This is a genomic window from Caballeronia calidae (assembly GCF_900044055.2).
GTDB lineage: Bacteria > Pseudomonadota > Gammaproteobacteria > Burkholderiales > Burkholderiaceae > Caballeronia > Caballeronia calidae.
Window position 1 is genome coordinate 109,196 of the sequence record NZ_FCOX02000022.1, and the last position, 12,302, is coordinate 121,497.

Here is a 12,302-nt window from a genome sequence, read left to right on the forward strand (position 1 = left end):
GGGACGAGCTCGTCCACTTGCGTCTACGATAGCTCGAGACATCTCTATCGGAATTGGGCTGTCGTGTGACGTTCGTCAGCATCGTCGACGTGTCGTTCGGCATTCGAACGAATCGAATCAGCCGCACGCTGGAGTATGCTGACGTCGCCGTGACTTCAAAACTGTGGTTTATAGCCCTTCCAGTTACCGCCGAGCCGCAGATGGCGCAGAAACAGTGGGATGCCCGTGAGGTTCGCGGCAAGCCATGAAACGGAGGCGTCGTCCGGGAGTTCGAAGGCCTTGAGCCGGAACGGGTCCGTGTGCTCATCGTTCCAGCCGACGTCGCACGTGCGGGCGGTCTTATATCCCGCTTGTTTCAGCGCCGCGACTTCGCGTGGGCCGTAGTTTCCATTTGTATAGGCGAAATGCTCGCAGGACCCGCCTAGCAGTTCCTCGACTTCGCGCTTCGATCCGGCGATCTCGTCAACGCATTCTTGATCGTCGCAGCGTGTCAGGATCGGATGAAACCTCGTGTGCGATTGGAAGTCGACATATGGGCGCATCGCTTCGAGTTGCGCAGCGTTAAGGCCGCCGATGTATTCGGGACTCGTGTCGCCGTCCTGGCGATAGCCGCGGGCACCGAGTTCGGTGAGTCGCTCCCGATTCGTCAGCCGCTTCAGGCGCTCCAAATCCGCGTTTTTTGTTGCGGGGTCCAGCCACCAGTACGAGCGAGCGTGCCCAACGATGCCACTACATAGATAGATGGTCGGTTTGACGCCATGCTTGATCAAGACGGGCAGCAACAGCTCATTGCGCGCGTGACCGTCATCCAACGTTATTACCGCTCTCGGTCGACCGCGCCCCGGCACGTTGGCCTGGTCGATCGGAATGATGTCGCAAATCTTTTTAAGGTACTCCAAATGTTTGTCGAGGAGGGCGGGGTCGGGGTCGTGATAGAGGAGGAACGCCACACGATCGCGCCAGAGCAATGAGCGCGTTGCCTTGGCGATGCCGCAATATACGACGATGCGCGCAAAGGTCTCTCTTAACAGCGTTTTCGCTTTCATCGATCGCTCTCGGTGGTTGAAGGTCCAACATGATTCGTACAGCAAAAACCGGACTGCGATGAGCCGGATCTCGTCGTGATTGGAATTTTTGCCGCAGCCTTGACGTTTGGCCTGGAAAGATTCTATGCCACGGCCAACTCAGCGCGAACTGATGCCGACACGGTCGACTACGCGTAGTACCGTTTCGACTCCGCGTGCGCATCGGCTCAAATGGTTTAAGCGGGCATCGCGCTCCCATCGCCGATTCGCATGAGCGAAGCAAGCCGTGTCGCGTAATGACGAGACGAATACTCGCTGATGTCATACTCGCGTCCTGTCTGCGACAGGTGTTCGACGAGTTGTGACATCGCTGCTCGAAGACTGGACGGATCGCTCCGGAACATAACCTTGTTGCCGACCTCATTACCGAACGTCGACAAACTGCCCACATCGTGAACCAGAGCAGGAAGGCCGAGCGAAGCCGCCTCGATGATCGCAAGCGGTGCATTCTCGGCGCATAACGACGGTAGCACGAGCGCATCTGCGGACGCGCGCAATTGCGTGAAAAGATCGTCCTGCGCGAGCCGGCCGAAGAAGACTAACTGGCCGCTTGCAACGAGCGATGCGAACCTTTGCTCGATCACGGCGCGATCGGGACCGTCGCCATAGACCTCGATCCGCTGAATATGCGCGAAGCCGGCGGCTTGTGCGAGCTCGATGAACTGCACAAGCCCTTTCTCCGGTGCGACCCGTCCTACGAACGCCAGATTGAGGCGCGGTGATGTGCTCACTTTGAGTGGCGTTGGCGGCAAATCGACTGCCGACGGATTGGGCAACATCACAGTATTGACGATGCCACGCCGACGCAACGCCTGCTGCATGAATGGGCTCGGACACAGGACAGCATCGAACACGCGCTCGGGTTTGATCAATGCACGCATTGCGTGCCAATAGCACTTTCTCAGCGCGTCATGAATCAGCCCCTTCTTGCTCGATCGCAAGCGTAGGGTGCGCAGGGTATTCAACGCCTCGAGCGGCACCGTGTGAGTGCCATCTTTTGTGTAGTACTGCAGCAATGGGTTGTAGTAGACAACGTGATAGTCGTGGCACGTCATGTATGTCGAATAGCCCAACTTTCGCTTGTACCGGGCAATGGTGCCGAGCACCGACGCCGACAACACGCTGTGATAGTTGTGAACCATCACGCGATGCGGCCTGAAGTCCTTGATAGCCTCCTCCAGGGCTTTCGCCGCAGCACTGTTCCACGCCGGCGACGCAGGCGCGTGCGGATCAAGACAACTATTGTCGAAGCATCTGACATCAACGCCCGGCATCGCCCTCAACGACTCGACGGATTGGCGGTAGACCTCCTCGGCACCGCCTTTTTGCACAAAATCGTTGATTACCAACACTCTGCACTGCTGCATGCCTGTCTCCTCGACGTACGAATCTCTCCATACAGCGCAGTGCGCGCGACGGGCGAAGACGCTTGTGGTTTGCAGAAAAGTATTGCGTTACGGCCCAGAGTACGTGTAGATGAACTATCGCCAGGGCGGAAAGAAGACTTTCGCGTCGCTCGAAAGATGCGACGTGCTTCATAGTCATAGTAATAGTTTGGTCCATGACCAGCAACAACGATATTAAGCACGACATTGCTTCTTTCTGATGCAGGTAATTTGTCATCTCAGCCTGTTATCGCCCCTACATGCGACGTTGCAGCGAAGTCGTCGACCCGTCCCTCGTTGTTTATCGGTTGTGCCGCGAGAAGTTTGGATCGGTAGAGAAAGACATCGTTTGCGCACTCGCGGATATCAAGCTACGATGATCTATCGTCCGTTGTAATGCGCCATGCCCGTAACCTTGCTTGCATCTGAGGATCAGCATGAGCAGCATCTTTTCCTTTCCCAGACACCGGTTCTATGCATGCAGGAATTGCCAGAGGCTGGTCGCGTCTGACGCCGAGGTATGTCCGCATTGCGATATGGATCTTGGCCCAGAGAGCCAGGTTGGAGCGGGAGCAAGCCCGTTTGTCCGTTGGAATCGCACGGACGATGTTGCGGGTGCTGCCAACAAGCGCAGTGTTGTAATAAGGCGCTTCCTTGCTTTTGCCGTAGGCATGGTATTCCTCCTGACTCTCGCAATAAGCAAAATCATTTTCGTGGAGGTAGGGGAGCGCAACGAAGCGGCGCCGGTGACGCAAGCGTACAGTGACCGAAATTCGCCGGGCATCGATGGAAGCCCTGACGAGGATGGCCCGAGCGCGGCGCGCCATGACAGCAAGGCAGTGGATCTGGCGGTGGCCGTACCGGACGAAGGTACGGTCGAGTCGAAAGCGATCCATATCGACGCCTCATCGCCCGTGAGCGAATCCACTTCGACTGCTCATACCCGCGATGCGGAGGTGGCCCTTGCGCGATCGTGCGCCAACGTTGGCGCGTGGGCATGCGTTCGGGAACATGCGAGCAAAGCGCTTGCGCTCGATGCTCAACACGCCGAATCGCAGTCCCTACTGGAACAAGCGATCATGCGAACGGGGTGGAGGGCTAGTACGCCAGCAACGGCGCAATCACGTCAGATCCCAACGACACACGGCACGACAAGAGAAGGCACCGCTTCAAAGACGCAAGACAGCCGCCCTCGATAGACCGGCATAACGCGCCGGCGAAACGTAAGACCTTTGGCGGCATGTCGTGAAGCTTCACGCAGGTAGCGACGGCGTGCCGGGCAGAATCAATCCGTCAAAGTGTGCAAGCCCACATACTAACTAACGAATCGGTCGAATGATCCATTAAGTAAACGCGGCCGCCACGTCTCCCTGCAGGACTTCATCATTCTCGTGCCGCGCATCGCTCGGTAATCGATCAATCCAGCGCAGCGCGCGAAATCCCGGCGCGAACTGCAGCTCTTCATAGATAGTCCGATCGACAATGAAAACAGGTAATTCGTCCCTCATCGACCGGTACTTTACTGTATGGGCGTTCGCCATGCCCATTACGTCGGTAGTTATCCTGCCTTCGATCCCTGGCAGCACCGCCGGCTATCTCTTGTGTTTTTTATCACTGCCGGTGGCGCTTGCATGCGCCGGGACGGCTCGCAGTCGCTACATGGTTTTCCTGCTCGTCGCCGTTTTTTCATGGGCGGTGATGTTTCTCGGATCGCAATTGGCGAATGCGATGGCGCCTTACTTTCCGAATTTTACAAAAGTAGTATTGATGGACGAGACCGATCAGTGGACATTTATCTTAAGAAAGAGTCTATTCACACAGTCCATTTATCTCCTGGCGGTTGTGCTTTATGGCGCGTACCTGTACATCTTCTTCAAGCCCTCGTGGGAGCAGTGGCTGCTCGCTTCGGCGACGGTGCTTGCGCTCTACGGAATGTATGAATTCGTATACTTTTGCGTGATGGGCAAGCCAGGCGATTTTCTTACCAATCGCGCGTTTGGTGCTGATTTTCAGAACAGCGGGGGAACCGCGGAAGAAGGCAATGTCATTGGAAGCCTCTTTCAGTCAGTTACGATTCATGGCTTCGAGATGCCGCGACTCAAGAGTCTTACCGGTGAACCGTCGATGTATGCTGTGTCGATGCTTCCCTTCTGGATCTATTTCAACGCGACATCGAAAATTCGCTGGCCTGTCTGGATTCTCGGAGCGTCGCTCGTCATGAGCACGTCATCGACAGCTTTCATTGGATTCTGCGTCTACGCGTTGATCCGGCTCAGTAAGCTTCGCTTCAATCCGGTAAAGGTGATACTCGGGATTCTGTTGCTGGGCGTGGTGGCTTATGTGGCAAGGAACTACATCGCCGACATGTTCCAGCAACTCATCATCGACAAAATGGATGGTAACAACGTATCCGGGGCCGAGCGATCTGATCTCTTCCGCGCGTCTCTCGATCTTTGGATGGACGGATCGCTCGCCAATCAGTTGTTCGGGATCGGCTTCGGATACATAAGATCGACGGATCTGCTCACCACGATGCTTGTCAACACTGGACTGATCGGAACGCTTTCCCTAAGTCTGCTCTTGTTGTACCCGGCCTTCAGGCTGGATTCGGACGTGAGGGGGACGGCGCTACGTCAGTGCTGTGTCGCGACGTGGGTGATGCTGATGGTGTCCGTACCGGAGTTTGCCTATCTCGCGCCGTGGACTTTCGTTGCAATTGCTTATTCACGGTTGCGACAGCAGCGGTTTGCAAGGGCTTACGAAAATCGGCAGATCGATGTCCAGCTGACGTAGGCCTCGAGCGGAGCAGTGAATGAATCGTGGTGCGCTCCGCCGCGCCCTGGCTTGTCAAGGCATCTGATTCTTCGCGATGAAATTTCTGACGGTTTCGAAAAGGGGCTTACGGGTCTTGCCATCGTCGTTGATCAAACCGTAATTTCCGTCCCCTCCATATCGGAGGTCGTCATAGAGTTCGTACAGAACCACACTCTGAATGCCATAAGTCTTTGCATTGGCGACATATCCCGCGAGTGCCTCATTACCTGTCAAGTAGGATCCCGCATCTCCGTCCTTGTAGTCCGGTCGCACACCGAATTCGGTGATCCAGATCGGCTTGCCGTAAGCCACGCGCAGATGTTCTAAAACATTGGTGCGCGCATCTCCCGCGGCTGTGATCGAACCCATATCGGAATACCAATGCCATGCGGTGATGTCCCAATTGACGATGGGGTGTCCACGAGTGCCGTCTGGCTGCGAACCCTCATGCAGCATGTCGGAGAAGCCGTAATGGATCCAGCCCAGTGCAGAGAGCACGATCTTGGCTGACGGATCGATCTCCTTTACCCCCGCAATCATGCCGAGGAGCGATCCTCGTGCTTTCTTGAACTTGGTGTTGTCATAGTCGGCAGGTTCGTTGCCGCTGGCCCCAGCATGAATGACGTCGATTTCGAGTTCGTTACCTACCTGGTAGTAGCTTACGGCCCCTTTCAGTATCATCGCGGCCGTGCGACCAAGACTGTAGCCATCCGCGTACGCAGCCGCCTCATCTTTATGGCTCTGGGCGGCCGGCGTCAATACCGCGAGTACACCAATGCAGTGCGACTGTGCTGCTCTGGCGAGTTCGGACACGGTTCTCGCGCCTTCCGCATCGCTAACGTCCTGTCTGTATATCGTCGCGCCGAGTTCGCGAAGTTGCGACAGCTGGAGATCGAAGCTGCTTTCCGAATACGCGCCGCCTTGCTGCACGTGACCATTTATTCCATAAAAAATCCCTGTCGTTCTCGTTCCGCAGGTGATCTTGGGTGGGGGCGGCAAAGTAGCGTTGGCATTTTCGACTGTCCCTTGTGCGGCATCGTGGGCGCCGTGTGGTACTTTGGAGCGGGAGTGATCGGCATATAGCAGTATTCCCAGCCACATTCCAGCGCCCATCAGCGTGGCCGCAATGATCAAGGTTCGTCTGGACATATCGCTTACACTTGTCGAAGCTGAGTGGTGGAGCGTTCGATAAGAATAGTGTCAGCCAAAAGCAGCACTATGAGACGTTTGAACCTCAATCCAAAGGAAGTCACTGTATCGTGCGCATGTACTCCGAAGGGTATCCATAGCTTCGCCAATTACTTGACCGCATGGGTATCGCGTTGAACACCGATCCGAGAAGGTTTCCTCCCGCACGCTGCAGTTTCCTCACAGTGTCCGATATCTCGTCTTCGCTTTGCATCCCGGACCGAAGCACGAGGATGGTTGCGCCGGCCTGCCGCGCGATGATCGCGGCATCGGTTAAAACCAGGATCGGCGGTGTGTCGACCAACACTACATCGAACTGTTCGCTGAGCTCGTTAAGGGTCTTCTTGCACTCAGGCATCATCAGAAGTTCGGACGGGTTGCTTGGATAGGAACCGCACGACATGAAGGACAGGCCAGGCACGCCAACAGAACGGATGGCATCGGACACGTGCATGGTCCCTCCGAGAACGTCGGCAAGACCGCCTGGATTCGATTGCCTGAAAAAGGAAGCGAGATTGCCGCGTCGCATGTCAGCGTCAATCAGGAGAACACGCAATCGGATTTCGGCGAGGAGAACCGCCAGGTTGGCTGCAACGAAGCTCTTGCCCGCGGAGGGGCTCGGACCCGTCAACATGGCGATATTGATTCGCCTCTGCGCCAGTTCCTCGCATACCTCCGTGCGCACCGCGCGGAGTGCCTCGACCGCAGGTTCATTCGGAAATCTCAGCGCAAGGAGTCGCGCGCGCTCCCGTACTATTTCCGGCGTAACGCTGGGTCCTTCAAGCTGCGGATTGCGATGAGAGTCGCGTAGCTCACCGGATTTGATCAAACTCGTCGAGCCAGCGGATGAGCGGGGTGACACATGCCGCATCGTCGTGGTCGCAATCTCCTGATCCAGTTGAGCCTGTTTCTGGCTGAACAACACTTCACCGATCACTGGCACGCTCAAGCGACGCTCCACGAAGAAGGGGTCTGTGACACCGGTCATTACGTGACGACGCAGAAAGATGAGCAACATGCCGCCTAAGAAGCCAAGTCCGCCGCCCGCTCCGATGATAAGAAGGCGATTCGGCTTGATTGGCTTGTATTGACGCAAAGCCTTATCCACTATCTGGGCGCCGCCGCTCGTGCTGGCACGTCGGACCGAAAGCTCCTCGGCCTTGTTGACCATGCTGAGATAGATCGCTTCGGCGACTTTTGCGTCCCGCGTAAGCTCTGCGCTGCGCCGCTCGGACGTGGGCATCCTGCCGAAGCGTGTATCGAACGCGCTACTTGCTTTCTGCAACTGGGCAAGCTGCTTATCGATGTTTTGCACTTGCGGGCTATTCGCGGTGAAGAGCTGCATCAACTGCGTCCGCTGCAATTGCAAGCTGGCGAGCCGTTGCTGAAGTTCGATGCTGCCTTGAAGATAAGCTTGCGCTTCGGCCGTCGGATGCAGTGATTGCGACGATGACTGATAGCTGCTAAGGGCTTCCTCTGAACGCCTCAGATCGGCGCCCAGGCGAGGCAGCTCCTGGCGGATGAATTCGAGGGTGTTCGTGTCGTTGAGTTGCTGCCGCTTCACGGCCGTCGCAATGTATTGCTCGGCGAGGGCATTGGCGACGTCCGCTGTCAGTATCGGGTGAGACGAGGTGAAGGATATCTGAACGATACCCGTATCCTTCGTCACCTCTGCGACGCGGATTTGGCGTCGCATCGTTTCGATCGCATCGAAGGTATTGTGGTGGACGACCTTGAATTGCGTCCCGGGCCTGGCGACGATCTCGTTGATGGTTATCGAAACGCCCTCCGCGGACTTGGCTTGTGTCCCGACAATGCCGCGCAGCATGATCTCTCCATCCGGACCGCGCAGTTCATAACTTCCCTTGTCCAGAACCGTCAGTTCCAGCGGCTTTTCCTCCAGAGTCGGAGGCACATAGAGCGAGCCTACTCGTAGCTTTTCGCCGCCCCATGCAAATGAATCCAGCCCGAGCCACGGCGACGAGGGATGGCCTTGCTTTGCCAACAGCTCCGCCACGCGACCCAATATCGGAAATGTGTGGGGCTTCACCTCGACGTCAAACCCGAACCGCCCGATCACGGGTTCCAGCACGGAACGGCTTTGCATCACGGCGATTTCTGCCGCCGTGGCCTGATGTCCCGATTGCTGCTGCTGTTGTTGTACCGTATTCGTCTGACTTGAAATGCCGAGCGCGTTCAAGTCGGTCGGGTCGACCCGAACGATGGCGTCTGCGGAATAGATCGGCGTGGCAAGAAACGCATAGGCGGCGGCCAGCGCGGCCGCGCCCACCACGCATGCCAGCAGCGTCCAAACGTGATCGCGCATCAAGAAAAGCGTGTCACGCAATGAGGAGCCTCCGTCGCTGTTGCCGGCGCGGGAGGAAAGTCGAGCATCGATGAAAGGTGAGTTCAAAGTCGCCATCTCCAAGGTCGGGGCAGTTAGAAACTTCCGGCCGATACACTCGCACTGGCAAGGCGCTTAGTGGTTGGCGCTATGAAACATCCACATATTCAGGCTGGCTTGCGCTTACTCCCCGGTTTCGCGCACGGTATTCGGTGGGCGACATGGAGAACTGCTTTCTGAACAACTTGGACATCCGTTCCCCGTTGCTCAGGCCTGTCCGGCGAGCGATCTTGTCAATGGGGAGTTCGCTACTCGTCAGCAACTGGCAACTGAGTTGCAGGCGCGCGCGCAACAGGTATTGCGAAGGCGTGAGTCCGATCTCCCGCTTGAACAGCCGCCAGAAGTTTCGCTCACTCATTGCGGCAAGTCGCGCAGCGTCGATCATGGAGACCGGGTTGCCGCAATTGCGCTCCAGCCAACGCGCGGATTCCCTTGCCTTCTCGGCTACGGTCGGCGTACCCAGCTTGCTCAAGATGCTCGATACGTGCTGGTCGTTGTTGAACACGAGACGCTCGGCCACCGACGCCGCGATATCGTAGCCAATATCCCGTTTGAGCAGCGCCAGCGAATGGACCAGGGCATCGCTGCGGTCGGCCTGGGGCCGGCTAGCATCCTTCGCCGAGGCGTCGCGTTCAAGAAACGACCAGTTGCTGAATATCAGACCGGCGGTCGTCAAAAGCTCGTGCCCGTTGCCCAGCGCGTTGATCGCGATGCCCTGGGAAGCTGCGACTTTCAGCAGATGAATGAGTCGGTCGTCTTCCGAGGCACGCGTGGCGCCTGCTCCACCGGCGACATAGATGGCATCGAAGTCATGCAAGCACTGTGCATCCAGGCGTTCTGTGAACACGCACACAGAGGAAGAGCACGTAACCATGCCCCCACGGGCAGATATCAAACAAACGTTATAAGTCAGGCCCTTTCTGTCGACGGACTCTTGCAATTCGTTTGCCATATGGAGGGCTTCTATCATCGTGCCGGTTGCGGTGAGAGAGAAGCCGTCGTATAAAACGATGCCTATGCGCTTAACAACGTTCCCGGCGGATCGCTTGGCGTCACTGCTGAACTCTGCTTTGCAGGCGTAGATGGCGCGAGACATGGCCGTGATTCCTCAAAGGTTCATATCATTAATTAAATGCCCTTTGCACATACTGTGTACTGCGTAATATGTCACGGGGAGGATGAACCTGTTTGCTGTACCTTCATGATGGCAGGAGTCAAAGACAGTCTGCGATCGAGAAACGATACGACATTCCTGAGTTCATGTATCGACGCGCTTGTTGCGTGAAGCGGTGTACTGACGATGTATCCGATGAACCTATGATCTACTGGATCCAATGAGGGGTTTACACGCAGCCATACTCATTGGGAAAACGAACGTTTGTAAAGTAGAGCTGTGAATGTAATTGAATCGATAGTATTCAGATGCCACCACAAGTGCGAAGGCGCGAGCGCCAAAGCTATCGATGATCTCGATACTGCATCCTTGAATCTCTAACGACTGTGGGGAACCGCACACTAGCTATTTTTGAAATAATCGGGTCAGTAAGTTTTGCATCGTTATGACGGAAGATCGCTCCGTAGCCCCGTGGCGCTTATGGGGGCGGGGTAAAGCCACGGCGCGAGACTGCCAGCGGTCGCACCTCGCAAACGTTTTTTCTGGCCCCTCCTTGTGGAAACCCCGAGGTTGTTGATAGGGATTCTCCTCATTGACTTAGGTGCATGCTCTGCGTTGGATAAGGCGGTGATTTTCTGCTTCAAAATTGCCAGACGTCCATTGCCGAAAAACGCCGTTGTGGTTTCTTACCCGTTGTTTAACAGAAGTTTGGCATTTCGAATGCGATGAAGGAAGGAAAAAGGGTCACAGGTTTAGCGAATGCTTTCGACCTAAGGTAACTCGAAAGCATCCCTCGGTGAGCAGCGATTTCGGAGCTCGCGCGTCATATTCCGGGGACGAGGATGCTTGGCAGGATTGACCAAGGTGTTGGCCAGATTTTTTTTCTTCATGACGTATGCTAGGTACGACGGACGGCACGGTGATGATGCAAATCACGCGGCAAGTTTTGACGGCGTCCTTGCGAGTGCGGGCGGGTCTGGGCATGGCGTCGCTGCGCGGGCTGTCGCCGAACAGAATCGTTCCGGGCTATCTGTAATCCGCTACGCGACGTTGCAGAAGCGCCGGGAGCGTAGAAAGCGCCGGACGATCTACTTTCTAAAAGGCCTCATGAAAAGGGCATTGAGGCGAAAACTGGATCATCGCCAGCGTGGGCGCCGCTGCAGTGCTTCGAATCAATCGAGCGGATGAGTGCGTGAGCGCGCAGGCGAATCGATGACGTCTCCTTCGATAGGACAAGTAGAAATGTTCAGAGATCCGATGAGACTTGTTCTAGCCGTATTCACGATTTTTTTCTGGGTCACGGTCGCGCTTGCGCTGTTGGCGGTCGCCGACCTGCTAAGACCCGGCTCTCGAGACGAATCGGTTTCGCGTCGCAACCGTGCCGACGAGCCCGCGCGTCGACGAGGCTTCGTCGGCGTGGCCCTGAAATCCAGGCGCCGCATTGCGTCCTATCGCTCTACTTCTTCAGATCGCTCATCCAACTATCCGGATTGAGGGACTAACCTTGTCCCACGTTTGATGCTGGCCCCCGGTAGTTCTCAACGCGGCCTTGCCCTTGCTTAGCGGCGGCCCGATTTCACCATCATCGAGATCACGCGACGCGGTCGCATCGAAAGCCTTTCCAGTGCCAACATCTGGAATTGCGATGGGATGCGTCAGGGGAGCGCTCCGCCTTCCGCGGCTGAGGCACTGTCATCGTCCGTTCCCGGAACATTGTCCATGCCAGGCTTTATGCGCTGACCAAGCCAGATTCGACGCGACGATTTGGCGGAATGCTGCTGAGCACTCTCCGGTTGGCATAGCTTGAGCAGGGCTCGCAAGTCCTTTAGCGGGACCGCGACGGCTCGCATGCGCAGGCGTTCGGCCTGATCGACGAGCTTCTGAACGCGCTCGATGGACTGCTCGTGTGATTCCATGCAAAGCTCGTTTGTTGAACACCGGCCCACTTCCAGGAAATCGGTCCCAAGCGAGAGATTGCTTCGTTGACTCGCTCCGCGGCGAAACGTGCTGTTGTGAACCGAGCTAAGACGAGCGTTTCGAGCCGCTGCGGCTCGAACGGAATTACGCATTGATTCGGCGCGCTCAATACTGCGCGCCGCCATCACGCAGATGATGATCGATAAGTCGTGCGAGCATGATAAGCGCTATTCTGTCGCGACAAAATAGCGCGTGCCGGTTCCGGCGTGCCGGCGACTTTACTTCGCGAACAATCCAAACACCGCGACCCCGCTCTTCGTCCCGACATACACCTTGCCGTTCGCGATCATCGGCGTGATGAACTTGTTGCCCGGACCGAACTGGTCTCGCGAGCC

The 12,302-nt window shown here is 56.5% G+C and carries 10 protein-coding genes; 2 read left to right on the forward strand and 8 right to left on the reverse strand.

Annotated elements, in window-relative coordinates; all coding sequences use genetic code 11:
- Positions 1 to 155: 155 nt before the first annotated feature.
- The 4 genes from AWB78_RS20755 to AWB78_RS20770 all read right to left on the reverse strand — a co-directional run bounded on the left by AWB78_RS20755 (position 156) and on the right by AWB78_RS20770 (position 4,011).
- The gene (locus AWB78_RS20755; RefSeq protein ID WP_062607639.1) at positions 156 to 1,046 is read right to left on the reverse strand and encodes a polysaccharide deacetylase family protein; all 891 of its coding nucleotides are present in this window, start codon (positions 1,044 to 1,046) and stop codon (positions 156 to 158) included.
- Positions 1,047 to 1,261: 215 nt separating this feature from the next.
- On the reverse strand, positions 1,262 to 2,452 hold the full coding sequence (locus tag AWB78_RS20760) for a glycosyltransferase (protein ID WP_062607641.1): 1,191 nt from the start codon (positions 2,450 to 2,452) through the stop codon (positions 1,262 to 1,264).
- 389 nt (positions 2,453 to 2,841) lie between these two features.
- The gene (locus tag AWB78_RS46660; protein WP_157697582.1) at positions 2,842 to 3,366 is read right to left on the reverse strand and encodes a hypothetical protein; all 525 of its coding nucleotides are present in this window, start codon (positions 3,364 to 3,366) and stop codon (positions 2,842 to 2,844) included.
- A 447-nt stretch (positions 3,367 to 3,813) separates the two neighbouring features.
- Positions 3,814 to 4,011, reverse strand: coding sequence for a hypothetical protein (locus AWB78_RS20770; protein ID WP_157697583.1), 198 nt, complete (start codon positions 4,009 to 4,011; stop codon positions 3,814 to 3,816).
- Here AWB78_RS20770 and AWB78_RS20775 point away from each other — a divergent pair.
- Positions 4,010 to 5,263: a hypothetical protein gene (locus tag AWB78_RS20775; protein WP_157697584.1), complete on the forward strand. Its 1,254-nt coding sequence runs from the start codon at positions 4,010 to 4,012 to the stop codon at positions 5,261 to 5,263. The genes AWB78_RS20770 and AWB78_RS20775 overlap by 2 nt on opposite strands.
- Positions 5,264 to 5,317: 54 nt before the next feature.
- On the opposite strand, the gene AWB78_RS20780 is transcribed toward AWB78_RS20775, so the two are convergent.
- From AWB78_RS20780 to AWB78_RS20790, 3 genes are all read right to left on the reverse strand, one after another.
- Positions 5,318 to 6,433: a glycosyl hydrolase gene (locus tag AWB78_RS20780; RefSeq protein WP_062607649.1), complete on the reverse strand. Its 1,116-nt coding sequence runs from the start codon at positions 6,431 to 6,433 to the stop codon at positions 5,318 to 5,320.
- 100 nt (positions 6,434 to 6,533) lie between these two features.
- Positions 6,534 to 8,894 carry a polysaccharide biosynthesis tyrosine autokinase gene (locus AWB78_RS20785; protein WP_082883364.1) on the reverse strand — a complete coding sequence of 787 codons (2,361 nt, stop codon included), beginning with the start codon at positions 8,892 to 8,894 and terminating at the stop codon, positions 6,534 to 6,536.
- A 70-nt stretch (positions 8,895 to 8,964) separates the two neighbouring features.
- Complete coding sequence (locus AWB78_RS20790) at positions 8,965 to 9,972, reverse strand: GlxA family transcriptional regulator (protein ID WP_062607653.1); 1,008 nt, start codon at positions 9,970 to 9,972, stop codon at positions 8,965 to 8,967.
- A 1,260-nt stretch (positions 9,973 to 11,232) separates the two neighbouring features.
- Here AWB78_RS20790 and AWB78_RS47675 point away from each other — a divergent pair.
- Positions 11,233 to 11,484: a hypothetical protein gene (locus AWB78_RS47675; protein WP_198399310.1), complete on the forward strand. Its 252-nt coding sequence runs from the start codon at positions 11,233 to 11,235 to the stop codon at positions 11,482 to 11,484.
- Positions 11,485 to 11,645: 161 nt separating this feature from the next.
- Here AWB78_RS47675 and AWB78_RS20795 read toward each other — a convergent pair whose 3' ends face one another.
- Positions 11,646 to 11,906 carry a hypothetical protein gene (locus AWB78_RS20795; protein ID WP_062607654.1) on the reverse strand — a complete coding sequence of 87 codons (261 nt, stop codon included), beginning with the start codon at positions 11,904 to 11,906 and terminating at the stop codon, positions 11,646 to 11,648.
- Between the last annotated feature and the right edge of the window lie 396 nt (positions 11,907 to 12,302).